Source organism: Treponema bryantii, from assembly GCF_036492245.1.
Classification (GTDB): Bacteria; Spirochaetota; Spirochaetia; order Treponematales; family Treponemataceae; genus Treponema_D; species Treponema_D bryantii_C.
Map to the genome: position 1 here is coordinate 126,177 of NZ_AP025286.1, position 23,442 is coordinate 149,618.

Sequence of the window (23,442 nt, forward strand, 5' to 3'; positions counted from 1 at the left end):
ACAAAATGAGGGATAATTATTTGAAAAGGAAAAGTTTTATATTTTTAATATCACTATTTTTGATTTCTGTTGTTTATGCAACAGATCCTGTACCAGAAGGAGAAATTTTTGTTAATGATAAAATGCTGAAGGATTTTCCTATCGGTGCAGATATTTCTTCTTACAACATTGAGATGTCAAAAGCAAATCTAATTATGATAAATCCATCACAATTCGCTCCGTATTTTAATCTTTATGAATCCCCTTATTGGTATAGAATTGCGGTTCTAAATAATCGTGTTCGTGCAATATTTGTTAATGATGCATATTTTGGAAAACGTTTTAAAACAGAAGAAGGAATATATCTTGAAATGTCGATGAAACAAGTTAAAGATATTATTCCGGAAATCAATTTTAAGAAAATTAACGGCTGGGGCTATGAAGCTCTTCTAAAATCCGGTTGGAAAATTGTATTTGCCAACAATGATGATAATGCAGAAGTTCTTTTTATTTATAGGGATTAATTTACATGCGAAATTGAGAATGAAAATCTTACAATTCCTTCAGTCTCTTTAATCCCGCTTTATTTACAGAAATTGTTGTAACGCTGGTAGCAATCATATTCGCTGACATAATAATACCGCCACGGAGCTGAAACGCATAAAGCAGAGAGCCGAGTGTAATTATTCCTGCATTGATTTTCTCTGCTCCAAGGAACATGAGAACAAGATATCCCATTATTCCAAAGAGCGGCATAACAGCATGCTCAATCGCTTTGTATAAAGCCTTTTTTATGAAGAGCAGTTTTAATTCCAGATTTTTGATTTTTATTTTCTTCAGAAAAAAATCAGAACAGTCATACAGAAAAACTGTATCGGCCATATTTACGAAAGACTCATACATGTCGGTTAATTCTGCGGAAGCCTTTTGTATTTTATTCTGAATGGAACTCAAGCGCGGTGACACAATCCAGGTTATAATCAGAATATGAGGAATCACAAAAGCAAGCACAATCAGAAATAATTTCGAATCAAAAATACAGAATAAGATTGCAGACAAAAGAAGATTTGCAATTCCATTCACAAGAAACACAAGATTCCAGGGTTCGCCATAAATTGCGGCGGTCATCTGTGCATCCTGATTTATCCGTAAAAGAACATCGCCTGAAGCTAGTTTATCAATTTCTTCGATTGGTTTTGCAAGAAGCTTGTTGAAAATATACAACTTTAATTTCTTTTGAAAGCCTGCATAAAAAGCTGCAAAAAAACGCCACACAGTTCCGTTATAAGTGAACAGCAATAAATTAGCAAACAAAAAAAGTCCGCACACAACATCAAGCCTCACAAAATCCAAAGCCTCAATTGCTTCAAAAGCCTGTTTTAGGAAAAGCGCATTTATGAGATTTCTGACGGCCTCGAAAGGAAGTCGTAAAGCAAGCAGCTGCAAATACTGTTTTTTGATTTCAAGTTTTTTCAGCATAAAACGCCTTCCTCCAGCCGATAGATTTTATCGCAAAAATCAAGAGCCTCTTTTCTGTGTGCAATGGAAATTACTGTCCGCTCTTTCCACCAGTTCTGCAGGGCTTCAATAAGATGGGCAGAAGTTTCCATGTCCAGTGCAGAGGTAGCTTCATCTAAAATCAAAATCTGAGGATTCTGTGCAATCGCTCTTGCAATGCAGATTCTTTGTGCCTGTCCGCCAGAAACATTATCCCCACGTACGCCTGTAAAAGTATCTATACCATCTGGGAGAGATTTTACCCATTCTTCAAGCTGAGCAATTCTAACCGTATCCCAAATCTGCTCTTCCGGAATTTCATGACCGCAGGTGATGTTTTCTCTTATGGTAAATGGGAAGAGTTTGTTTCCCTGCATTACCACAGACATTTTTCCTTCTGTGTAAATTTTACCTTGCTGAACTTCGTAAAGACCAGAAATTAATTTAATCAAAGTTGTCTTTCCGGAACCGCTTTCACCGATTATTCCGATTTTCATTCCATCAGGAATTGTAAGATTCAGATTTTTTAGTACAGTTTTTTGATCGTAAGAATATGTAAGATTTTCGATTTGTATCATTTGTCTTCTCCTGCTTTGTTGATTTTCTGGAGATTTCCTGCAAAGATACGGAACTGCATTATAAAGGACGGCATGTTCATCAAAATGCCAGAAACGTTCCCCGAAAGATTTATAAAAATATAAAGTTCGCCCACTGTCATTTCGCCTTTGATAACCAGATTGCCGCCAATCAAAACTAAAAGCAGCAAAGGTATGCATGTCATCACTGCAGAAATTGACATCAAAAGTGCTTTCTTTTTTTCCATGGAGATATTCAGTTTTTCCCATGCCTCAAGTCTGTTCTTGTAATTTGTCAGTATGAATTTTTGTGCCTGATACAATCTGATTACCGGGAAAAGCGACATCAGACTTTCTGTAACGCCATTCAGCTTTGCATTTTCTTCATTTGCTTTTATTGTATAATTCTTCAAAATCTTACACGAAAAAGAAACGTAAAGAATAATCAGAAAGACAGGCAGGTTTGAAGAAAACGCAAGAAACGGATTCAAAAAAATAAACCACCCGAAGGTACCAAGAAATTTTATAAAACTATCAAAGATGAAAAACAGATTTTCAGAAATAAAAACACTAACTGCATTAAACTCATTCAATAGCACAGAAGTCATTTCACCGCCGCTCACCGCCATCTCTTTTGCTCTCATAAATGAAACACTATTACGCGCAATGCTTTCGATATAATTTTGTCTTAACTCATAATTTATTCTGGCTGTAGTTGTACCGGAAATAAATGCGTTTGCCCCACTCATAAAAATAAAGGCAGCAAGAATAATCAGAAGTTCTACGAGCATTCCTTGAATAGATGAGTTACCTGCTTCGCCCGCTCCAACATTCCCCGCTGTTACAAGGTCAATCAGATTTGCCAGATATTTATTCCAGACAAGATTAACCGCAAGAAAAATAATATCTGCTATAAAAGTCAGAAAAATCATAAACTTCACTTTATAAAATGTGCGTGTTATAATATTCATAACAAAACGCTAAACCTTGTCCCAGGGACAAAGTCAAGTAAAAAATGGAAAAAGATGAATTATTAAAAATCAGTGAGCTTGCAGATTTTTTTGGAACAACACCGAAGGCTCTGCGTCTTTATGAAAAAAAAGGTATTTTAGTTCCCTGCAAGATAGATCCTCTAACTGGTTATCGTTATTACTCTGCCGACCAGGTAAAAAAACTCAACGTACTTGTAGAGCTGCAGGAATTAGGTTTTACACTTAACGAAATCAAAAAAATTATGAAGGGTGGGCTTAAATCGCAGGCCTTTCTGGATGCGCTTTATTCTAAAAAAGTGGAATGGGAACAAAAGAAAAGCGAGATACAGAGTAAAATCGGCGCAATAGAAAATATAGAACAGAACCTCTCACGCAAAATCGGTACAAAAGAAATCACAGAAATGACAGAGGATGAACGGGCCTGGTTTTTGCTCAATGCGGTTTGTGTGGAAGAACTCAAGGCTTCAAAAGTTTTGAGTGATGCTATATGGGTATAACAGAATTGTTCAGCAGGGGAGACTCAAGTGAAAACTATAATCACAATTCAGCACACACAATCGGTTCATCACACAAACGGGATGGTTGGTTCCTGGACAGACTGGGATCTTACAGAAAAAGGAATTGAACAGGCAAAAAGAATCGGCGAAAAGTTACAGGCAGAACTTGGTGATCGTGCACAAGATTTTGTTTTATATTCTTCTGATTTGATTCGTACAAAACAGACTGCAGAACAAGTTGGAAAAGCTCTGAATCTTACACCAAAACTTCGTACAGAATTGCGGGAAAGAAATCTTGGTAAATGCTGCGGAAAGTCTGTTCAATGGCTGCTAGAAAATCTGGAACGTGATGAGAAAACTATAGACGACAAAATGTTTTCCGATGGTGAAAGCCGCCGTGACGAATGGAATCGCCTGAAGCCCTTCTTTGATGAGATTATGTCGAGTAACGAACAGAACATAATCATCGTTTCACACGGAGATTTATTGAGTGTATTCAATATCATGTTTCTAGGGCTGGGCGTGGAGACCTTAAACACTTGCGAAATGCATGGCGCTGCAGGCGGCGTTTCAATTATGCTTGAAACCGACGACGGAAAACGTATCATCAAAAAAGTCAGCGATATGTCATATATGAATTAGAGAAAAACTTCTCAACCGAAAGTTGAGTAAAACTACAAAACGCGTCGATTGTCAGTCAGGTATATTGGCAATATGATGTGTATAAACCTCCTTGCAAGGAAAAAAAATAAAAGAGGTACAAAATGAACACAATCGGCGCAACTATCAAAAAACTTAGAGGAGCCAAAGGAATTACTCAGGAAGAGCTTGCAGAAGCAGTAAACATTTCTTATCAGGCAGTGAGCAAATGGGAGAACGGTGGTTCCCCAGATTTAGAAATGCTTCCAATTCTTGCAAATTACTTTGGAGTAACAATTGATGAACTGATGGGCTTTAAGCTTGCAGCATACACCAACAAAGAAAGGTTTATCCGTCTTATGGCAGATGCAGGTGTGCTGAAGCGAGGTAAGTTCGAAATCAAAGGAACTGAATCGGATTACTTTATCAATACGGAAAACTTCACTACAAACATTCATCTTGCAAAGCTCGGTGAATTCTTTGCCGACCTGATAATGGAAGCTCACCTTGATTTTGACTGCATCGTAGGAATGGCTTATCACGGAATAAGTTTTGCAGCTGCCACAGCAACAATCCTTGCAAATAAATATGGCATCACCGTAAACTATTGCAGCGATAGAAAAGTTTCAGACAGCCGTGGAAGAACAATCTGCGGACACACGCTTGAAGATGGAGAACGAATTGTCATCGTGGACGACTTAATCAACAGCGGTAAGACTGTAGCCGGCAGAATTGAAAATCTGAAGAAAATTGCTGACATAAAAGTAGCAGCCCTTGTTGCAATTGTAGACCGGGGAGATGGTGCTAGTTTCATGAAAGAGCATTATGATGCTAAAACTTTGACCATCATCACCGGCGAAGATATTACGAGTGCAATTGAGCGGGGAATTGTTTAATTACAAAAAGAAAGTCTTCATAACGCCCTTGCCTTTGATTTCCATCTCGACAGGGGCGCTTGCACTAACAGCACCTTTAAGAAGTTCCATAGTATTTTCTGAAACATGAATCTTAGAGGTTTCGCCTGAGCTTTCCATTCGGCTGGCAACATTTACAGTGTCACCCCAGATATCGTAAACGAATTTTGTTTTTCCGATAACTCCGGCAATAAGGTTTCCGCTGTTGATTCCGATTCGCATAAAGAGCTTTACATTGCTTGTGGCATTGAAGTTTTCAATATCCTGAAGCATTCCGCGTGCAAAATTAACAATTGCGAGCGCATTCTTTTCTGCAGGTTCGTTTCCGAAAAGACCGGCCGCCGCCATATAAGAGTCACCAATAGTTTTGATTTTTTCGATGCCATCACGTTTTGCACGTTCATCAATTCTGGAATAGAGCGAGTTCAAAGCTCCGACAATTGTATCAGCATCAAGAGCACTTGTGATTTTAGTGAAGCCGACAATATCAGCAAAAAGTACAGAAGCGTTTTCAATCTTATCTGCAATTTTAGCGTTCCTGTCCATTGCAAGACGTTTTGCAACTTCCTCTGGAAGAATATTCAAAAGAAGTTCTTCAGAACGATTCTTTTCTTCCTGAAGTTCCTTAGTGCGTTCCTTTACAGTGTCTTCAAGCTTTCTGTTTTCTTCTTCTACGCGAATAATTTTTCCTTCAGTAAATGAAATCGTAAGAGACACAATGAAAAGAATTGAAATTACAACTAAGCCAACCTGGAATAGAAAATATGACAATGGTTTAAGGACACTTTCATAAGTAAAGATGATTTTTGAATCTAACGGGGAATATTCAGCAGGGGAGTACATAATACAACCAAAGCCAAGATTCTTTAGTGGAGTAACCTGATAATAATCAGCTCCATGAAGATTTTCTTCGTCCTTATCCTGAGGCTTACGAACGTTCATTAGTCTATCTTTAATAGTAAAGTTTCCGTTCCATGGACCCGGATCAATAGTACAGTCTTCACAAACATCAATAGTAACATTCCAATCTGTAATGACGGTGGCCATCATATTGTTATAGATTACACCGTTATACTGAGCACCCAGGCGGGTCAAGTCTTCGTCATCATTCCAGAATTTTTCAGAATCACGAAGGAAAGTAACACATACAGATTTAGATTTGTCATTCGCAAGATAAGGTTTATTTATAACAAGTTTTCGTTCAGGTATACTGATTCCGGTAATAGAAACAATAATCATTACCAGCAGAAGTCCACCGGAAACTGAAGCGATAACCTGCCATACATGACTTCTTGTAATATGTCTTTTCATTTCTGGAACAGTAACGCCCTGTTTATAGTTTGGACTCAAACGAGGACCATCTTTTTTATCAGAATAAAATTCGAGTTCCATAAGTTTGATGGAAGAGAAGAAAAGATGCAGGGCACCAATGCCATATCCAATATCAATCCAGGAAATTCCATAAACTAACAAAGCCAATACAATTCCGATGATTGGAAAAAGAGGATAAATAGCAAGAGAAATCAAAACATTTTTTTGTAAAATCTTCTGAGATTGAAAAAGCATTGCCCATGTTATAAGTCCAGGAGAAAGTCCGAGGACAATACTCACAGGATAGAGAGCACTTCTGTGGTAAAGATTTGCTTCATCAAAATAATAAAAGAGATTGGTAAACTGACTAACGATAGTTAGTATAATTCCAATAAGACAAATGTAGAAAACAATATAGAGCTGAACAGGAACCCCATTCCTTATTGAAGAACGAGGTTTGAATAGAACCTTAAAATCCAGAACATCCGATTTAATAAATTCAGCAGAATAAAAGCAGAAGAAAAAAGTGGTGAAGTAGTTAAGCGCAAAAACCATAAAGTTGCTTATGCGGACCATATAGTAGCCGACCTGGCTTGTACCTCGGAAGATATAAGCCATGGCATCAAAAGCAAGCAAAGCGCCTGTAATAAACTGAAGAAGAATCAGCGTACGACGACTGTTATTTTTCAGCCTATGCCCAGATAATAAAAACACTCCAACCTGTAAACAGAAGAATGCCAACCCCGAAAGCACTACGATACTGATAATTCTAATTGTGTTACTCATTATACATATAATTTTATGTTATAAAGAATAGTTTGTCAAAAAAATGGAATGAAGGAGGGGAAGGCCTTCCCCTTGCTCCAGCCCGCGCTGCGGTCTTCCGCTACCCCTTCCAGCGGGGACACCCCGCAACGCCCCCGGTTATTCCAAATTCTGCTTAGCTTCTGGAGATCAGTTGTTTTCGATGCAATAAAGCAGTAGTTCTTTCATTTAGTTTGAATAGTCTAAGTAAAACAAATCTCCCGTTTTAGAAAGTGCTGGAAAATAAATCCTGCTGAATCTTTAGCGAAGGCAACAGTTGTTAAAGTTTCAGATTGTGCAGTTATTGTTTCCTGCGCAAAGCAGAAAAGAGTCATGGAGAAAATGATTGCTGTAAATAAAAGTTTCTTTTTTATTTTTCTACCTTAGTTTTTTGAATGTTCTTTATACCACTGTGCGCGCCACTGTGGATCCCAGGTGTTTTCTATGCAGTAAAGATTATGCGTGTTAGTGTTCCAGTTCATGCGAAGAACGTAGATGTCGCCGGATGGATGCAAGGCAGATGATTCTATTACTTCGGTATCTGAAGTCAAATATATATCATATGATATTTTTTCATTTTTTTTCCTAGTAGCATTTTTTCTATCATAAATATAATAATTACCCATATTAACTTTTTGATACATATAATCATTCATTCTTGTCTGATCCCAATAAGTTCTTTTTCCATCTAAAAAAACATTATTCGAACTTGATACCCGAATCTTTACTCCATTTATTTCCACATCTGATTCAAAAATTTTCTTTGTTTCCTCTGTATTATGAAAGTTTTTTCTGTTTTCTTCTTTATCCATTCCAGGATTTACTACACAGTAAATGTTTTCTTTGTTATCCCAGAAAAATAATACATTGGCCTCTTCAAGATAATATGAAGTTTTTGAATCCATTCTTATGTCATAATCCCATAATGGATTAAAACTGAATATTTGATTTCTATTTTTATTAATAAGAACATAATCAGCCCAAGAACCCGAAAATAAAAATTTTCCATCATATACAGATTCTAAATGAGTTGCATCAGAATTTATAATACCCTTAAGATCTACTAAATATTCTAATTCAAAATTTTTTGTTATTTTTACTAATTTATCAAGATCTCTACAATGAATAATCATTGTTCCATCATTTGAAATAGTCAAAATATTTCCTGTTACATCATCAGAAACTGCAACCTCTTCATCTTTTCTTATGCTAATTGAATTTAATTCTTTCTTATTTTCATATTCTCCAATTTTTATTAGTGGATATTCTTCTGCTAATAAGATTGTTGTTGATAATATAATTAGTAATAAACAAAATATTCTTTTCATTATTTTTGTCTCCATATTGTCGAAAAAATGTTCTTTATTATTTTTCTAAGTTTTGTATCATTTCTACAAGTTTCTGGCGATAGGCTGGAAGTTTTATTTCGCCGGAGGTTTTGCCTTCATCAGTGTACCAGACTTGCTTATTGAAATGAGTTGAAAGGTCCGTACTCTTAAAGTGAACGCCATAGATGGCGAAGATTGTGTTTCGCAGAAGGCGAAGATCTGCCTTGCTCAAGGTTGGAAGAACCTTGTTTACGTACTGGCCGTAAGAGTCGTCTGTGTAGCCGTTTATTGCCATTGCGTAAAAGTCTGGATCACCCCAGGTGCGTCGGATGCGGAAGACTTCAGTATACTCTTTACCGGCAACATAATAGTAGATGTTACCGCCAAAGCCGACGTACCAGCTAAAAGAATAGTCTTGTCCACTTTTCCGAATTTCTGAATATGAGTTCAGATTTTTTAAATAAAAAATATTATCATCATTTAAATAACATCCAAGGACGTTACCAAGACTTCCATAATTTTCAGAAAAATATCTATATCCTTGGAGATCATATTGCTGCAATGTATTGTGTTCTTTATAGTATGTGTTTCCCCAAATCAAAACATTGTTTCTAATAAAATCATTATAAAGACTCAGCTCTGCAGCCTTTTTTTTGCTCTGCTCATATTTTTCGGGATCATATTGTTTCAGATATGCCATTGCCTCTTCTTCTGAATAAATACGTCCATTTGAATCTATGGCACCGCCTAAAAAATAAACTATATAACCGCTATCTTTTTTGAGTATAAAGCTTATACCAGGATTTGTATCACTGATGTATTTATAAGGTGTATTATTTATTGAATACTCAATAGAATCCGAATAAACTCCCCAATAATTATTTCCTAATACCAAGAGTAATGGTGCGTGTTCACTTAAAAACGGTTTTTCTTCTTTTGAAATTGTTTTAGTTTCCAGATTGATTGTTACTATAGTTCCAGGCAAAGGATCCTGTACAACCAAGAGATTGTTTACTTCATTAAAATATATTCCTAGTGGAAAATGCCCCATTCCACCTCCGGGATATCTTTCATACTTTACATCTTCTAAGACTTCAATTTTTTCAACTTCCTGCGCAAGGCAGAAAACGCTCATTGTGAAAATGATTGCTGTAAGTAATAGTTTCTTTTTCATTACTGACTTTATTATATAGTGAGAAAGTTCCTTATACAATGTACGATTTGTTATGAGAGAGCGGCGGGGGCGGGGGTTTTAGGGGGTGGCCCCCTAGGAGAAGGGGTAGAGGAAGACCGCGTAGCGGGCTGGAACGTGGGGAAGGCTTTCCCCTTCACTATCTAAAAAAAATCATAAAAAAATTTATTGACTAATTAAAAATCAAAGTATTTAATCCATAAATATAAGGATCCTTTATTATTTCAAAGTTTTAAGGAGATTTTATGAACAAGAATGAAATTCACAAATTGATTGAGACGGAGCAGCCGAACATCTGCCAGGTGGTGGCTTATAAGGGCGGCGAGGAGGTTTATTCGGACTGCTGGAACGGCTACAAGATGGACGACTGTGCGCATGTGATGTCGGTGACTAAAAGTGTGATGGCGCTGCTCGTTGGGATTGCGATTGATAAAGGGCAGATTAAAGGTGTAGACGATAAGGTGCTGGATTATTTTCCGGAATATAAGGTAAAGCGCGGCGAGAAGACTATTTATGAGGTGACGATTAAAGATTTGCTTACGATGAGGGCTCCGTATAAGGGTAAGGGCGACCCGTGGTCTAAGGTGTGCTCGAGTGAAAACTGGACTTACACTTCTCTGGATTTTCTTGGCGGTCGTCAGGGAATGACAGGGGAGTTCCGTTATTCTTCGGTTTGCATTCATATTTTGTCTGGGATTCTTTATAAGGCGACTGGCATGATTACTGTGGACTATGCGAATAAGTTTTTGTTCGGGCCGCTGGGGATTCCTGCGCATGAGGTTTATATTGCTAAGTCTGCCGAGGAGCATAAACAGTTTACTATTGAGAAGACTCCGAAAAAGGCTGTGTGGTTTAGTGACCGCCAGAATCTTGGGACTCCGGGTTATGGGCTGTGTTTGTCGGCTTGTGACATGGCGAAGATTGGGCTCCTGTGTTTGAACAAAGGAGCGTACGGCGGGCAGCAGATTGTGTCGTCTAAGTGGATTCGGGAGATGACGGAGCCGCGCACGGTTGAAGGTAAACATTTCCGTGGAATGGATTACGGATATTTGTGGTGGATTATCAGCAGGAAGAAGGGGATTTATGCGGCTATCGGGAATAGCGGGAATGTGATTTATATTAACCCGGAGAAGAAGATTGTTGTTGCGGTGGCTTCGTATTTTAAGCCTACGATTTTTGATCGCGTGGACTTTATTCAGCGGGAGATTGAATCTAGATTATAGCATATTGCATAAAGTTGCCGTTTTTTACAAATGCCATAATTATTATCCATTTAATCAATTAAACTTCTAAACGGCTGAACGCATTCTGACACCATGTGAAGAGTTCCAAGAAGGCTTCGTCGAAATTATAATCGTCTGGGAGGTCACTGAACTCAAGAATGCGTCGGTCTGCTACTGAAACTTTTTCTTTCAATTCTTTTTTTGAGAGAATGAAATCGCCAGTTTCAAGATAATGGAGATTCTGAATCAAAAAGAAAAAGCCTTTACAGGTACCGCGGAATTTAGTGATGTTCTTTTCTCTGTCTGCATGAATGAATCTGTGACAGAGTTCATGATATAAATTTCCTAAACTAATTTTTACGTAATTGATTTCGTCTTGTCTGGTTGCCGGCGGAAGATAATCTGTGAGGGCTCCCAAAAGATCTTTTGTGGTAAACTTGAGCTGACAGACTTCCAGCGGATTCCAGTTTTGTATTTCGTTTTTGCCACAGATGAAACCGCATGACTTTTCGTACCAGCCGATTTTCTTCAGGATTTCGCGATAGGTCTGCATGTCAGTTACTGTAAAATTATCAATAATGACCATAATATCAATGTCGCTGTTTTCATGTGCTTCGCCTCGGAGATAACTTCCCTGCAGGCCCATGTATAAAAGTCGGGTGTTGAAAGTGGTTTTACATTCTGAGATTAGATTCTGGATATAGGTTTCTAAGTTGAACATTTTTCTTTCTCTAGTTTATCAGATGATTTGCGGCATCTTCAATATCTTCGTAGTCTACTTCTTCGCCTTCGCGGGCGGCACATTCAAACTCGTCGACGATGTTTTCTATTAAGACCATGTCGATAAAGAGTGGAAGTTGATTCAGGAATTCATCAGAAATTGTGGTTTCTGATTTGTAGCCTTTGAGAATTGTATCGAAATAATGCTTCATGCCGGCGGCTCGTTTTGTGGGATCTGGTTCGTTGCGGAACCAGCCTTCGCCGTGAAGATAGAGATTTGCGAGGTCGAACATGTACCAGCAGTACATACAGTTATCAAAATCAAAAACTGTAATATTGCCGTTTGCCATGTCGATGTGATAGTTGCCGTCACTGAAGTCGAAGTGAATTAAACCGTAGTTTTGACTATCTGTCGGTAGTTTTTGAAACTTTTCGAGGCGTCCTGCAATTGCGTTTTTCAAATCAGAATAAGTATCTGGAATCAAATTGTTGATGTATTCCATGTTATATTTATCAAAATAGTCTGGGCGGCGGTGATCTTCGGTTGGCTCAAAGTGTTTTGAGAGCTCGTGAATTTTTCCGAGAGTTTTTCCAGTGTTATAAAAATATTCTTCAAGCGATGCGCCTTCTCGGTAACGGTAACCGTTGTCACACAAAAGCATTCCTTTTGCATATTCAAAAAGTGAGACAAAATCACGTGCTCCATCATTATCAACAACTTCAACAAGTTTCCCATTTACACTCGGAATCACATCTGCAACAGGGGCACCATGCTCTGCAAGATAATGAACAAACTCCGTTTCGGCAAGATAGTCCATTTCTGTTCTGTCACCAGTTGAAGAAATCCGAAGCACAAACTTTTTTTCATCACCCTTACTGCAAACAAAAATCCTGTTACGTCCACCTTCGTGACCTTCAACTTCGTGCCAGTTAAAATCCTCAAGAGAAAATAATTTTAATATCTGTTCAATTGCTTTCAAAGACTTGTAATTTCTCCTTTATCAACTTTATGCATCTTTCCAAGTCGCCAGGTTTTGTCACTGTTTATGAAAATTGCGCTTTCATCTTCCATGGCAATAATCGGACGAACCATCGACATTTCTTTTAGGCTCGGAACAAACCATTCATCTGGTTTATAATGTGCTTTGATGATGACATCTGTAAGGCCGAGCCCTTTGTACATTGTCTTTGACTCCCAGACTTCGGCAACATAAGGCCCCATATTCATTGAACCGGCACTTACACCAAGAATCACTGCATGGCTAGCCAAAATCTCTGGAGCAAGATTAAGATCCTGAATCAGCTTCATCTGCCAGGTTACTTCACCACCCATCAGCCAGATGCAATCAGCCTGCTGTACAAGTTTTGATGCAGTCTCCGCGTTCGTCCGCCGGTCAATCACATGATGCTCTGCAAAGCCCAGACCACGTTCAGCCAACATCTGGTGCATGCCGTCTTTGTCGTCATCATTTTGTGTATAGTTTTCCGGATCGGCACTTATAACAACAAGACATTTTCGCTCGCCCAGATTTTCGCGAAGTACCTCTGCAATTTCATCTGTAAAATGATGAGTCGGAAATCCGCTGAAAACTCCTAATAATTTTGCATTCATAAAACTAACTCCATCAGCCAGCAGTCTTCTTTTTTACATCGTCATATATGCATAAAGTGTAATCCATTTATTTTCTACCCCTACATCGCCAACTTTGAATGCAGGTACGCTTTTTGAATCAGTCAAAATGTATCTGCCGTTTTCAAGTCTGTGCTGATTCAAAACTCTGATACCTTCTTTCATTGCTTCTGAATCAAGAGGACAGCCAAGTGCTTTGAGGGCATAAACAATATTCTGCGCGCCGATTTTGATTGGGTCTGGAGTATAGAAGGTTCCGAGCATTACATCGAAAACTGGAGTTTTCATGTCGTCGGTGCGGTAGAAAATGTTACGTTTTGTGAAATAGTGAACAAGAGCTTCTTCACATTCGGTTTTGATTCTCTGAAGATGAAGTTCGGCAACAAGCATAAGGAATTCGATTGTATATTTTATGCAGCTTTTGTGAGGCTTTCTCGGGTCATTGATTTTTTTGTTTGTGCTGATACATCGGAAACCGCCATCTTCCTGAATAAGCGCAAGCTGTGCATCAATTTCCTTTCGGACAATTTCTTCATCATAATATCCAAGTTTTACAAGATTTCGCAGGAGAAGAGGTTCACCGCAAAGCATCTTAAAACCAGTAGCTTCAATCAGACCGAAAACTTCGTCATCAATATCTTTACCAATATCGGCACGGGTAAGTCCCCATTCAGCAAAGGCAAGAATGGCGTCGTATTTATCCCAATTTTTTGGTTTGTGGAGTCTGTTCAATGCGCGCGCGTATGTCTTGCTTTCGAGTAACTGCTTTTTGCATTCGATGACTTTTTCGTCGCTGTCGGGCAGATGCAGTGCCTCTTTGAGGGTTCTGAGTTTTACTTCCGGATTTTCATCTTCCAGTAACCAGTTTAAGATTGCGTCTTCCATATTCTTGCCTCCTCTCCCGTCATCCCGAACTTGTTTCGGGATCTCAATATAAAAGATGCTGAAACAAGTTCAGCATGACGTTCTCCAATTAATTAAAAGTATATCTTCTATCAGAAAAAAGTTCTTGTCAAAAATTGCTCAATTTTGTCTGCCAAGTAAGTAAAAGTATATTCGAGATAAAGAAAAATACCTACAAAATTAGGGTTTTCATGTATTTTGTAGGTAAATAAATGGATTTTGTTATGGGGCAGTTTCTGATTTTACCTACAAAAATGTTAAATTTCCTTTTTTTGTAGGTAAAAAAACACAAAATCAAATCGATTTCTATAAATTTTTAAAAAAAATACCTACAAAACTGACAATTTTGCCATTTTTGTAGGTATTTTTCTTGAATCAACACTACAGTTCAATCAAAATTTACCTACAAAATCACTAAAACCGACTGTTTTGTAGGTAAATTCTGTAAATAGCCGATTATTATAATTATTTTTTCTTAAAATTCATTACATCAACTCGCTCAAGTATATCAAAGGTTATGATTCCTTTTTTGATGTAATACAGCGTGTGGCACTTTTCCCAGTGAATGCCTTTCTGGCTGCAGGTGCCAGCGTATTCATAACCAAAAGACTGAACTTCATCGATAATCATTTTAAGAGAATAAGTTTTCTTTTTGCCCTCGCGGTCGCGCCAGTTACTTAAGTGTACGGGCAGGATGGAAAGGCAACCTCTAGTTTTCAATACGCGATGAGATTCTTCAAAAAGCATGTACTTGCCTTTACCGTCGCCGCCGTGAAGTGCATCATACAACAAAACTAAATCCAGAGAGTCATTTTCAAAATCCTGCAGGTTGTGAACTTCTTTGTTTATTAAAGTGATATTTTTAATCCCCCGCGCTGCAATCTTTTCACCAACTTCTTTCTGACAAACAGGACTGCAATCAATTCCATAGATTTTTCCAGTAGGGTATGCATAGCTCAAAGCAAACAGATTTTCGCCAAAGCCATAACCGAAATCAAGAACTGAGGGTGCGTCCTTTTCCGTAAGTGGCATCTCAAGAAATAAATCTCTACCGTCAGTTTTTTCCCATAGAGCGATGTCATTGTATAAATGTTCGTTTGTATTTGAATAGTTCATTGTTTTCTCCATTCATAGGGGGAAGTCTCCCCCTCGCTCGCACGTCGTTGCTCGCTACCCCCTCTACGGGCCTCAAACGCCGGCCCGTAACGCCCGCTTTTCATAATACACAAAATCATTGTCACGTCGTACTTCTGTGTATCCCAACTTCTGATAAAACGCATTCGTGCGGATATTCCAGACTGGCGTATCAAGAGTAAATATCTGAACTTCTGGGAACATCGTCTCAATCTGCTGCATCATAAAAATGCCGTAGCCTTTGCGGAAATGTTCGGGTGACACAAAAATCCTACCAACATTCATTTCATTATCTTTTATAAAAAGAACTGCTCCGCCAACAGTCAAGCCATCATCATCAATTAGCTTATAAAGACAATTCATTCTCGCCATCTTTGTATAAAAGGGAAGTGACTTATATCCCGGAGGTCCGAACAAATCAGAAGCACCAACTTCAACATCACTCTCAAAGGCATGCTTGGAAATACCAACAAGAGTTACAGCATCTGCAGTGCCGGCTTTTACTAATTGTAAACTCATTACATTCCCCTTACGACACTATCTGTATAAATAAAAATATCCATGTAGTGAATGCCGTCTTTATCATATTCGTATTCAAAACACGGGATAATATTTTCCGGGAATTTTTCTTTGAAGCTGTCAGCCTGAAGACATTCCATAATTTTCTGATAGCCACCTGGGATTCTTTCAAACGAACGGGCATGAGGATCTGTCACAGTGATTACCGCATACTCTGCCTCGTTGTTTGTGGCATATTCCACTCCCGGACAAGTTGTTTCAAAACCATCAGGAAGTACATAAGCCGCAACATAACCGTGAAGCCCAAAACGCATCTGCTGTTCCTGCGACACAAATGGAAAATCCCAGCCAAGAAGGTTGGCATCCGGGCAAGCCGCAAGAAGCCCGCTTGTTTTTCCCCAAGCCATCATATAGTTTATAACATCCTGCTCTGGCGATGGAGAAATCATCACATAGCGAGCCATTCTGAAAGCCGGCAGCTTTCTGATTTCCACCGGCGAGTACACTTCGTCTTTGGATGTCAAATCTTTTCGAACAAGGTCGTCCAAAGAGCAGGAAAAAATCGAACACATTTGCGAAAGTCTGTCCAGCTCCGGCACAACTTCATCAGTTTCCCAGCGAGACACCGTCTGGCGGGTTACTTCTATCAGTTCTGCAAACTGTTCCTGTGTGAGCTTTTTCTTTTTTCTCAAAAAGCAGATATTATTTCCTAAATTCATAAGCATTCCTTTCCAGCTGGTAGCTTTATTATTGCACATGATATGCGTCAAATCTACCAACTGATATATGCTTTTTGAGGAATTTTTGTAACATAAAATGTTACACTTAGGCAAAAACTAGAATAATTCTTCTGCTTTCAATGTGGTCTGCCGGCGTTTCTCAAGAGTTTTTTCAAAGAGTTCTCCGGCAATTTCCGGGAACTTTTCATAAATAACCTTTGCTCCTTCTTCGGTAATACCGCCTTTTGTTGCAACTCGTGAAACTATCTCTTCGAAGTTCATATTTTTAGAAAGCATCAATTCGCCGGTTGCGCACATTGTGTTGAGAACCATTGAAACTATCTGCTCGTCAGGGAGCGAAGTATTCTCGCGTGCAGCCGAACACAGTACATCAAAAATTGAAGCGATAAATCCCGGCATACAGGAAACAAGCTCCGAGCCCATTCCCATTTCATTTTCCGGAAGAAGAATTACATCGCCCATGCATTTAAAAAGCGACATGAGATTTTTTTTATCGTCCTCACTGGCCTTTTCATTAAAACAAAACAAAGTCTGTGATTTTTCAATTTCTGCAGTAAGGCTTGGAATCAGCTTTGCCATTTTATGATTTACAATTTTCTGCATTGAAGCAAAAGACACACTGCCGTTCAATGAAACAATCAGCGTCTCATCGCGTATTGAATCAGCTATTTCTGTAAGCACCTGTTTAATATCAAACGGTGGCACACACATAATAAGAATATCAACCTTCGAGGCAATATCAGCATTGCTTGAACAAACGTTGATTTCCGGAGCCAATCCGTTTAATTTTTCAATAGTCCTGTTATAAACGTAAAGCGTTGCATCTGTGTTCTTTGACAATTTTTCAACGAACATTCGACCCATACTTCCATAACCAGTAATTCCAATCTTCATATTTTTTACCTGCCTTTCGCTAGTCTAAAAACGGTGCATTCAAATCATAATCTGAAATATCCGAAACTGGAATCGGAAGCTTTAAGCTGATTTTCTTTTCTGTATAATTTAATTGCTTTGAATGTCCATCCGTGCCGCTCTTGTCGATTGCAAAAAACTGCATCGTGTTATCTTCCATGGCCAGAAATCCATGACCAATTCCAGCTGGAACTAAAACTGCAAGCGCATTTTCTTCTGATAATTCAATTTCTTCCCATTTCAGATAAGTGGCCGAATCCTTACGTAAATCAATAACATAATCCAGGCCTCGGCCCTTCACCACCGAAATAAACTTTGTCAGCGGGTCTGCTTCTTCGCGATAATGAATCCCAAAGAAAGTGCCCTTTCTGGACATCGTGTACAGGCGCGATTCTTTTGCTTCAAAACCTTCAATGCCATCTTCATAAACATAAGTCATCGAACCACGATTATCCGAACGGGAATTGAGTTTGTAAATTTTCACGCAGTCAAAAATTGTTTTTATCAGTTCCATTTACAATTCAGTTTACAGATGCTTTGCAAACTCTGCAATCCTGTCTGCAGTTTCTTCCTGGCTCAGTTTTCCGGTATCCAACTGCAGCGGAAACTTGCCACGGTTGCGGCGGAACCATCGGTTGTATTCAATGTGAGGCGGAATATTGCCTTCATAAAAACCACGCTCAGCCGGGCGGGCAAGCAGGCGCTCCCGAATCACTTCATCATCTGCAACCAGGGTTACAAAGTAAGTTGCTTCAACCTCGTCTGGAATTGTATTTTTGGTGATATAATCCATCGGATTTGTACAGCCGAAAAGTACGAGAGTACGTCCTGCTGCACGACGAACAGCCTCAGCAAGATAAGCATTTGCGTATCCTTCCGGATGATCTGTATTCGCATAATCATGCCAGTTGATTCCGCATTCATCAGTATCGATGCAGGCAAAGAGCTTCTCGTCGAGACGTTCGCCCACAAAGTCGCGCATCGTAGATTTTCCGACACCGCAGGCACCGGTTACACATATAATTTTCATAATTTAATCTCCATCAAATGGTAGTTTCGACAGGCTCAACCACCGTATGTTTACTTTCTAATTATAACGCAGTCTTTTACATACTCGCCGTACTTTTTCAAAAAGTCCTGATATTCGTCTTCTTCTGTAATCCAGAAAAGAACCCAGGCTTTTTCATAACCAAGGTCTTTGTAGGCTTGAAGACGATGATTGCCGTCATTCAGAACAAACTCGCCGCCTGTGTATTCAACAAACATCGGTGCGCATTTATTCACAAAGTCAGGGGTTGCTTCGATTGTCTTTTTCAACTCACTAAGCTTATGATCCCACCATCCTGCATCAACACGATACTTCATCTCTGGTTCAGGGCCCGAGCATCTCTTGAAAAACTTAAGAGGCACAAGAGCCGGACTGAAATAATATCTGTCGTATTTTTTTAAGCCATCAGAAAAAGGAATATTGCGTCCTTCCTCGTTCAAATATAAATGAATCCAGGCATCAAGCTTTTCTGCTTCTGCATACGCTTTTGCCGATTCTAAAGTTGCACTGTACTTTAACATAGAAACCTCCTTCTTGCTGTAAACGATTCTTTTTATTGAATCATAAGAAAGACAGTATTTTTCCATGAGGTCCTCAATTGTTTGTCCCGCTTCAAAATCAGCTTTTATTGCTGCGTTCCTTTCACGGATAAACTGCTGATAACCCGAAGTTTCGCCCCAGGATCTTTTTCCGTTTCCGGCCGGAATATAAATTGTCTCTCCAGAAACATATCGCTGAATCTGTTTCAAAAGAGCTTCCGGAAAAATGTCCTGTGCATTTCTGTACTTCATTCTGTCACCTTACAAAAGAGATTCTATCTCAAGTCCTATACCAGTTATATATCAAGTTTAATTATATAAGTTTTTTACACAATATGTTTCCTCATCTCCCAACCGAGAAGTTCTTTGTCAGACATTGCAAGAATCTCAGAAGCCGGCAGCCACTTATAATCACAGGTTTCGCCTTCCTGAAGCTGAACCGAATTCTTATCACAATCAGTTATACACAAAAATCTTACATGCCAGCAATATTTGCCAAGGTCTTTACTGAGGAACTCAAGCTTTTCTGCAATTACGCCAGTTTCTTCGCGGAGTTCACGGAGTGCTCCTTCAACATCAGTTTCACCTTTCAATGCAGAACCACCTGCGGTTGCTTCCCACATGCCCGGCCAGTTTTTGTTAGGTGAACGCTTCATCAAAAGGTAAGTTCCATCAACATGACGAACAAGAACCTCACACACAAGATGATAAGCGCCCTCTGGGAAATTAGTTTCATCATCGCGAATCAACGTAATGCCTTCAAGTTTTTTATAATCAGAATTATAAGCATCCCAAAGCTCAGGCTTTTTAAGATTTTTTATACTCACACATTTTTCTCCGTCAAACTCAAAGGCAACAATCCACGGCATGACGTCTTTGATTTTTTCAAAATCTTCATAGCCAAAAGATTTATCATAATAATTGATTATTGTACTAAGAGCTGTTCCATGAGTTCCAATCGCAATATTCTTTCCCTCGTATTTACGAAGTACTTCTTTGAGAGCAGCAATATTGCGGGCCTGAACTTCGTGAAGACATTCTCCACCTTCAAGTTTATAATCAAAATCTGTCCACTGATTTTTTGAAAAGTCATGAAAGTTATCTATCCATTCGCCACCAACAATTCTTTCATGAAAATCATCAATTGTTTCAATATTGAATCCGTACTTACCGGCAAAATCTTCCATCGTCATTACAGCCCTTTTAAATGGACTTGAAAGTACGACATCAATATTTTTATCGCTAAGATAGTCTGTAACAATTTTTCTGTCCTGCATTCCCTTTGGAGACAATGGGCGCAATAAATCATTATGATTTGTGAAATCCGGTTCTGCATGTCTGATAAAATAAACTTTTGTCATTGTTTCTCCTATTTTTTCTGTAAAACTGTGATTGCACCGTAGTGTAAAATATCAAACTTCTCGGGAGCGATTTCATCGAGGAGGGCGCGGTGTTCTGCATCCCATCTTGCAAGTTCTTCTGGATTAAGTGATGCTCCAATTCCGCGGCTTGCTCTAACACGGCCGTGCCAGCTTTCTTTTGTAAACGGAACCTTGAGGTCATATTCTTCGTGTTCTATTTTATCAAAATATTTATAGGCAACATCAGGCACCCAGTTTTCGCGACGTGTTGCACCGCAGCCAGACCATTTAGGACTGTACTTTAGAATCATTTTTTCACTGGCACCTGCAATTTTGTCTTCATCCGGAAGCCATGCCATATATAAGATTACAAGCTTTCCGTTCGGCTTAAGAAAATCAGCAAGAACAGGCATAACCTTTTCGTGGTCAAAATACCAGAAACACTGACACGCGGTAATTACATCAAAGCTTTCTTTTGGGAAGTCAAGATTTTCGGTTGCGTTTGCAATAAAATCAATTTTCATATTGCCGTCAGCTGCCAGTAATTTTGCCTGCTCAATCTGCTCAGGAGAAATGTCAGTGCCTGTCCAATGAGCGCCGTATTTATACATATTGCGGGGAACAACACCGGTACCGGTTCCAAGATCCAGAACCTTCTGGCCGTTTACGCAAAGACCACGGTCTACAATTTTTTTGTAAAACTCTTCCGGGTAAATATCGCGGAACTTTGCATATTCCTTTGAAGTCTTTCCCCAGTCAAAGGCTTTTCCGTCATCAATTCTCTTGTCTCTGATTTCCATGCTGCGTTCTCCTTCTGAAATAATATTGCAATAATCAGGCTTTCATTTGATTTTTTTAATACACTGAAAGAAGTGCATTTAATAATTCTATCATCTGCGATAAGCTTACTCAATTAAAGTTATCCTTTAATATTTTTTGTAGCATAATAAGATAAAAAGTTCTAAAGTAGACTTGATGAATAGAAAAAATCAGATTGATATGACTCAGGGGTCGATTTTCGGTAACCTTTTGAAATTTTCGATACCCGTAATTTGCTCGAATTTTCTTCAGCTTGTATTTAATGCAGCGGATGTAGCAGTTGTTGGTCAATTTGCCGGTGATGCTTCTCTTGCGGCTGTCGGTTCATGTACCTCTCTTATCAATCTTTTGATAAATCTTTTTATGGGACTCGCGATTGGAACTAATGTAATTGCGGCCCGGCATTTTGGTGCAAAAGATTCAGATAAAATTCAGAAGACGGTTCATACTTCCATTGCGATATCGATAATTTGTGGCGGCTGTATTACTCTGCTCGGACTTTTTCTTTCTAAGTTCATTCTGATTCGCATGCATACGGTGGAAGAGGTTCTGCCGCTTTCTGCCCGATACCTTCGAATCTATTTTTCCGGTATTACGGCAACAATGCTTTACAACTTTGGAAGTGCCTTGCTTCGTGCAAAGGGTGATACACAGCGTCCGCTTTATATTCTGTTCAGTGCAGGGCTTTTAAATCTTCTGCTTAATCTTTTATTCGTTATCGGATTTAAGATGAATGTAGCGGGGGTTGCCTGGGCTACGGTTATTTCGCAGACTTATTCTGCAGTTTTTGTGCTTATACTTTTAATCCGTGAAACAGATGATTTTCATTTTGACTTCCGAAAATTTGCTATTGATCGAGAAAGCTTTATTGAAATCATAAAAGTTGGTTTGCCTGCCGGACTTCAGAGTGTGATGTTTTCTATTTCAAATGTACAGATTCAGTCTTCAATAAATCAGTTTGGAACAGCACTGATTGCAGGAAACTCTGCGGCCGTTAGTCTTGAAGATTTTCTTTATCAGATTATGAATGGTTTTACTGCCGGCACTTTGACCTTCTGTTCACAGAATATTGGAGCGGGAAATACAAGGCGTATAAAAAAAGAAGTTGTAATTTGTGTTCTTTGTACGGCAGTAACCGGTCTTATAGCCGGCAGTCTGTTTTATATTTTTGGAAGGCAGCTGCTTTCAATTTATACAAAGAATCCTGATGTAATAGAAGCGGGACTCAGCCGAATGGCTGTTACTTTCCTGCCGATTTTCATCTGCGGAATTATGCACTGTCTTGGAAACTCAATCCGTGGAATCGGGCATTCAGTTATGCCTGTTATTTCGATAATGCTGGGTTGCTGTGTATTCCGTGTTTTCTGGATTGGAGTAATTTTCCAGATGCCCCAATTCTATTCACCATTTACAATTTTTGTAAGTTATCCGCTCAGCTGGATTATTACATCGCTTGTAAATCTGATTTTCTATCTTTACTATAAAAAAGACTTAAAATAAGAGAACAAGTACACTTTCTTTGTTCTCACATGCATTATGACAAGAAGCCGCAACGCAAGGCTATCTTCAAATGCCTGCTATATGAAAATCGGCTATATTCTTCGCGGAAAGCTCTGTACATTAGGTTAAAAACTGGCTATTTCCCTATTCTATGATATAATATAACAATATTTAAGAATAAATGGAGTTAAAATGAAAAATCGAAGTGTAGCTTTTGTAATCAGAAATAAAAAAATTCTTGTAGAAAAATTAAATTACCCAAGCGAAGGAAAGGATGATTTCTATTCAATTCCCGGTGGCGGAATAGAAGACGGTGAAACACCAGAACAAACTGCCATCCGCGAACTCAAAGAAGAATGTGGCCTTGATGGCACAATAGTTCGCAAGCTTTCTGAATTATACAATCATAACAGAACAGAATATGCTTTTGAAGTAAAAGTCCCAGATGATCAGGAACCGATATTAGGCTACGATCCTGAAGAAGAAGGAAATGAAAATCCACCGCTTAAAGAAGTATTATGGCTTGGTCTGGACGAACTTTCAGAAAAAGACCGTGCATTTTTGTGGGGCTATGGCCTTATGCAGGTTCCGGGCTTTTACGAAGAAGTAAAAAGCTGGGGCGACGAAATCAGTTATCCGGGTAAATAATACATCAGTAATTGTACA

26 protein-coding genes are annotated in these 23,442 nt (G+C 38.9%); 7 read left to right on the forward strand and 19 right to left on the reverse strand.

Translation table 11 applies throughout. From position 1 onward, the window contains the following. Nucleotides 1-59: 59 nt before the first annotated feature. Entirely contained in the window at nucleotides 60-503 is a 444-nt protein-coding gene (locus AABJ44_RS00630) for a hypothetical protein (RefSeq protein WP_338369977.1), read from the forward strand. A 28-nt stretch (nucleotides 504-531) separates the two neighbouring features. On the opposite strand, the gene AABJ44_RS00635 is transcribed toward AABJ44_RS00630, so the two are convergent. Genes AABJ44_RS00635 through AABJ44_RS00645 form a run of 3 tightly spaced genes read right to left on the reverse strand, consistent with a single transcriptional unit; the run spans nucleotide 532 to nucleotide 2,983 of the window. Continuing rightward, nucleotides 532-1,458: an ABC transporter transmembrane domain-containing protein gene (locus AABJ44_RS00635; protein ID WP_338369978.1), complete on the reverse strand. Its 927-nt coding sequence runs from the start codon at nucleotides 1,456-1,458 to the stop codon at nucleotides 532-534. Continuing rightward, nucleotides 1,452-2,054, reverse strand: coding sequence for an ATP-binding cassette domain-containing protein (locus tag AABJ44_RS00640; RefSeq protein WP_338369979.1), 603 nt, complete (start codon nucleotides 2,052-2,054; stop codon nucleotides 1,452-1,454). Before AABJ44_RS00640 ends, AABJ44_RS00635 begins: the two co-directional genes overlap by 7 nt. Further along, complete coding sequence (locus AABJ44_RS00645; RefSeq protein WP_338369980.1) at nucleotides 2,051-2,983, reverse strand: ABC transporter transmembrane domain-containing protein; 933 nt, start codon at nucleotides 2,981-2,983, stop codon at nucleotides 2,051-2,053. Before AABJ44_RS00645 ends, AABJ44_RS00640 begins: the two co-directional genes overlap by 4 nt. Before the next feature lie 83 nt (nucleotides 2,984-3,066). Between AABJ44_RS00645 and AABJ44_RS00650 the strand changes: the two genes are divergently transcribed. The 3 genes from AABJ44_RS00650 to AABJ44_RS00660 all read left to right on the forward strand — a co-directional run bounded on the left by AABJ44_RS00650 (nucleotide 3,067) and on the right by AABJ44_RS00660 (nucleotide 5,075). Continuing rightward, nucleotides 3,067-3,540 (forward strand): MerR family transcriptional regulator, encoded by a 474-nt coding sequence (locus tag AABJ44_RS00650; protein ID WP_074641843.1) that lies wholly within the window; start codon nucleotides 3,067-3,069, stop codon nucleotides 3,538-3,540. Between the two features lie 27 nt (nucleotides 3,541-3,567). Beyond that, nucleotides 3,568-4,182, forward strand: a complete 615-nt coding sequence (locus AABJ44_RS00655) for a histidine phosphatase family protein (RefSeq protein WP_338369981.1) — start codon at nucleotides 3,568-3,570, stop codon at nucleotides 4,180-4,182. Between the two features lie 122 nt (nucleotides 4,183-4,304). Further along, nucleotides 4,305-5,075, forward strand: coding sequence for a helix-turn-helix domain-containing protein (locus AABJ44_RS00660; RefSeq protein WP_338369982.1), 771 nt, complete (start codon nucleotides 4,305-4,307; stop codon nucleotides 5,073-5,075). On the opposite strand, the gene AABJ44_RS00665 is transcribed toward AABJ44_RS00660, so the two are convergent. From AABJ44_RS00665 to AABJ44_RS00675, 3 genes are all read right to left on the reverse strand, one after another. Beyond that, entirely contained in the window at nucleotides 5,076-7,190 is a 2,115-nt protein-coding gene (locus AABJ44_RS00665) for an adenylate/guanylate cyclase domain-containing protein (RefSeq protein WP_338369983.1), read from the reverse strand. 401 nt (nucleotides 7,191-7,591) lie between these two features. Continuing rightward, a complete protein-coding gene (locus AABJ44_RS00670; protein WP_338369984.1) occupies nucleotides 7,592-8,536 on the reverse strand; it encodes a hypothetical protein in 945 nt (314 codons plus the stop codon). 37 nt (nucleotides 8,537-8,573) lie between these two features. Continuing rightward, nucleotides 8,574-9,710 (reverse strand): YARHG domain-containing protein, encoded by a 1,137-nt coding sequence (locus tag AABJ44_RS00675; RefSeq protein ID WP_338369985.1) that lies wholly within the window; start codon nucleotides 9,708-9,710, stop codon nucleotides 8,574-8,576. A 263-nt stretch (nucleotides 9,711-9,973) separates the two neighbouring features. Here AABJ44_RS00675 and AABJ44_RS00680 point away from each other — a divergent pair, with 263 nt between their 5' ends. After that, nucleotides 9,974-10,951, forward strand: coding sequence for a serine hydrolase domain-containing protein (locus tag AABJ44_RS00680; protein ID WP_338369987.1), 978 nt, complete (start codon nucleotides 9,974-9,976; stop codon nucleotides 10,949-10,951). Between the two features lie 58 nt (nucleotides 10,952-11,009). Here AABJ44_RS00680 and AABJ44_RS00685 read toward each other — a convergent pair whose 3' ends face one another. From AABJ44_RS00685 to AABJ44_RS00745, 13 genes are all read right to left on the reverse strand, one after another. Further along, on the reverse strand, nucleotides 11,010-11,672 hold the full coding sequence (locus AABJ44_RS00685) for a nucleotidyltransferase domain-containing protein (protein ID WP_338369988.1): 663 nt from the start codon (nucleotides 11,670-11,672) through the stop codon (nucleotides 11,010-11,012). 10 nt (nucleotides 11,673-11,682) lie between these two features. Next, a complete protein-coding gene (locus tag AABJ44_RS00690; RefSeq protein ID WP_338369989.1) occupies nucleotides 11,683-12,651 on the reverse strand; it encodes a phosphotransferase enzyme family protein in 969 nt (322 codons plus the stop codon). Then, the gene (locus AABJ44_RS00695; protein ID WP_338369990.1) at nucleotides 12,648-13,283 is read right to left on the reverse strand and encodes a Type 1 glutamine amidotransferase-like domain-containing protein; all 636 of its coding nucleotides are present in this window, start codon (nucleotides 13,281-13,283) and stop codon (nucleotides 12,648-12,650) included. Before AABJ44_RS00695 ends, AABJ44_RS00690 begins: the two co-directional genes overlap by 4 nt. A gap of 33 nt (nucleotides 13,284-13,316) precedes the next feature. After that, a complete protein-coding gene (locus tag AABJ44_RS00700) occupies nucleotides 13,317-14,186 on the reverse strand; it encodes a hypothetical protein (RefSeq protein ID WP_338369991.1) in 870 nt (289 codons plus the stop codon). Between the two features lie 483 nt (nucleotides 14,187-14,669). After that, the gene (locus tag AABJ44_RS00705; RefSeq protein WP_338369993.1) at nucleotides 14,670-15,320 is read right to left on the reverse strand and encodes a class I SAM-dependent methyltransferase; all 651 of its coding nucleotides are present in this window, start codon (nucleotides 15,318-15,320) and stop codon (nucleotides 14,670-14,672) included. Between the two features lie 72 nt (nucleotides 15,321-15,392). Then, entirely contained in the window at nucleotides 15,393-15,857 is a 465-nt protein-coding gene (locus AABJ44_RS00710; RefSeq protein WP_338369994.1) for a GNAT family N-acetyltransferase, read from the reverse strand. Continuing rightward, entirely contained in the window at nucleotides 15,857-16,576 is a 720-nt protein-coding gene (locus AABJ44_RS00715; protein WP_338369996.1) for a helix-turn-helix domain-containing protein, read from the reverse strand. Before AABJ44_RS00715 ends, AABJ44_RS00710 begins: the two co-directional genes overlap by 1 nt. A 117-nt stretch (nucleotides 16,577-16,693) precedes the next feature. Continuing rightward, entirely contained in the window at nucleotides 16,694-17,491 is a 798-nt protein-coding gene (locus AABJ44_RS00720) for an NAD(P)-binding domain-containing protein (RefSeq protein WP_338369997.1), read from the reverse strand. A 19-nt stretch (nucleotides 17,492-17,510) separates the two neighbouring features. Then, nucleotides 17,511-18,023 carry a dTDP-4-dehydrorhamnose 3,5-epimerase family protein gene (locus tag AABJ44_RS00725; RefSeq protein WP_338370000.1) on the reverse strand — a complete coding sequence of 171 codons (513 nt, stop codon included), beginning with the start codon at nucleotides 18,021-18,023 and terminating at the stop codon, nucleotides 17,511-17,513. A 12-nt stretch (nucleotides 18,024-18,035) separates the two neighbouring features. Then, complete coding sequence (locus AABJ44_RS00730) at nucleotides 18,036-18,539, reverse strand: AAA family ATPase (RefSeq protein ID WP_338370001.1); 504 nt, start codon at nucleotides 18,537-18,539, stop codon at nucleotides 18,036-18,038. Between the two features lie 50 nt (nucleotides 18,540-18,589). Further along, nucleotides 18,590-19,348, reverse strand: a complete 759-nt coding sequence (locus AABJ44_RS00735; RefSeq protein ID WP_338370003.1) for a CD3324 family protein — start codon at nucleotides 19,346-19,348, stop codon at nucleotides 18,590-18,592. Between the two features lie 74 nt (nucleotides 19,349-19,422). Continuing rightward, nucleotides 19,423-20,457: a histidine phosphatase family protein gene (locus AABJ44_RS00740; protein WP_338370005.1), complete on the reverse strand. Its 1,035-nt coding sequence runs from the start codon at nucleotides 20,455-20,457 to the stop codon at nucleotides 19,423-19,425. Nucleotides 20,458-20,465: 8 nt separating this feature from the next. Further along, entirely contained in the window at nucleotides 20,466-21,257 is a 792-nt protein-coding gene (locus AABJ44_RS00745) for a class I SAM-dependent methyltransferase (RefSeq protein WP_338370007.1), read from the reverse strand. A gap of 175 nt (nucleotides 21,258-21,432) precedes the next feature. Between AABJ44_RS00745 and AABJ44_RS00750 the strand changes: the two genes are divergently transcribed. Together AABJ44_RS00750 and AABJ44_RS00755 are read left to right on the forward strand one after the other, a co-directional pair. Then, nucleotides 21,433-22,776, forward strand: coding sequence for an MATE family efflux transporter (locus AABJ44_RS00750; RefSeq protein ID WP_338370010.1), 1,344 nt, complete (start codon nucleotides 21,433-21,435; stop codon nucleotides 22,774-22,776). A gap of 192 nt (nucleotides 22,777-22,968) precedes the next feature. Beyond that, complete coding sequence (locus tag AABJ44_RS00755; RefSeq protein ID WP_338370014.1) at nucleotides 22,969-23,424, forward strand: NUDIX hydrolase; 456 nt, start codon at nucleotides 22,969-22,971, stop codon at nucleotides 23,422-23,424. The last annotated feature ends 18 nt before the right edge of the window (nucleotides 23,425-23,442 follow it).

Coding starts and splice junctions, on each gene's coding strand:
- AABJ44_RS00635 (WP_338369978.1), bottom strand. CDS start 1,458: ATGCTGAAAAAACTTGAAATCAAAAAACAGTATTTGCAGCTGCTTGCT.
- AABJ44_RS00640 (WP_338369979.1), bottom strand. CDS start 2,054: ATGATACAAATCGAAAATCTTACATATTCTTACGATCAAAAAACTGTA.
- AABJ44_RS00645 (WP_338369980.1), bottom strand. CDS start 2,983: ATGATTTTTCTGACTTTTATAGCAGATATTATTTTTCTTGCGGTTAAT.
- AABJ44_RS00650 (WP_074641843.1), top strand. CDS start 3,067: ATGGAAAAAGATGAATTATTAAAAATCAGTGAGCTTGCAGATTTTTTT.
- AABJ44_RS00660 (WP_338369982.1), top strand. CDS start 4,305: ATGAACACAATCGGCGCAACTATCAAAAAACTTAGAGGAGCCAAAGGA.
- AABJ44_RS00665 (WP_338369983.1), bottom strand. CDS start 7,190: ATGAGTAACACAATTAGAATTATCAGTATCGTAGTGCTTTCGGGGTTG.
- AABJ44_RS00670 (WP_338369984.1), bottom strand. CDS start 8,536: ATGAAAAGAATATTTTGTTTATTACTAATTATATTATCAACAACAATC.
- AABJ44_RS00675 (WP_338369985.1), bottom strand. CDS start 9,710: ATGAAAAAGAAACTATTACTTACAGCAATCATTTTCACAATGAGCGTT.
- AABJ44_RS00680 (WP_338369987.1), top strand. CDS start 9,974: ATGAACAAGAATGAAATTCACAAATTGATTGAGACGGAGCAGCCGAAC.
- AABJ44_RS00685 (WP_338369988.1), bottom strand. CDS start 11,672: ATGTTCAACTTAGAAACCTATATCCAGAATCTAATCTCAGAATGTAAA.
- AABJ44_RS00695 (WP_338369990.1), bottom strand. CDS start 13,283: ATGAATGCAAAATTATTAGGAGTTTTCAGCGGATTTCCGACTCATCAT.
- AABJ44_RS00700 (WP_338369991.1), bottom strand. CDS start 14,186: ATGGAAGACGCAATCTTAAACTGGTTACTGGAAGATGAAAATCCGGAA.
- AABJ44_RS00705 (WP_338369993.1), bottom strand. CDS start 15,320: ATGAACTATTCAAATACAAACGAACATTTATACAATGACATCGCTCTA.
- AABJ44_RS00710 (WP_338369994.1), bottom strand. CDS start 15,857: ATGAGTTTACAATTAGTAAAAGCCGGCACTGCAGATGCTGTAACTCTT.
- AABJ44_RS00715 (WP_338369996.1), bottom strand. CDS start 16,576: ATGAATTTAGGAAATAATATCTGCTTTTTGAGAAAAAAGAAAAAGCTC.
- AABJ44_RS00720 (WP_338369997.1), bottom strand. CDS start 17,491: ATGAAGATTGGAATTACTGGTTATGGAAGTATGGGTCGAATGTTCGTT.
- AABJ44_RS00725 (WP_338370000.1), bottom strand. CDS start 18,023: ATGGAACTGATAAAAACAATTTTTGACTGCGTGAAAATTTACAAACTC.
- AABJ44_RS00730 (WP_338370001.1), bottom strand. CDS start 18,539: ATGAAAATTATATGTGTAACCGGTGCCTGCGGTGTCGGAAAATCTACG.
- AABJ44_RS00735 (WP_338370003.1), bottom strand. CDS start 19,348: ATGAAGTACAGAAATGCACAGGACATTTTTCCGGAAGCTCTTTTGAAA.
- AABJ44_RS00740 (WP_338370005.1), bottom strand. CDS start 20,457: ATGACAAAAGTTTATTTTATCAGACATGCAGAACCGGATTTCACAAAT.
- AABJ44_RS00745 (WP_338370007.1), bottom strand. CDS start 21,257: ATGGAAATCAGAGACAAGAGAATTGATGACGGAAAAGCCTTTGACTGG.
- AABJ44_RS00750 (WP_338370010.1), top strand. CDS start 21,433: ATGAATAGAAAAAATCAGATTGATATGACTCAGGGGTCGATTTTCGGT.
- AABJ44_RS00755 (WP_338370014.1), top strand. CDS start 22,969: ATGAAAAATCGAAGTGTAGCTTTTGTAATCAGAAATAAAAAAATTCTT.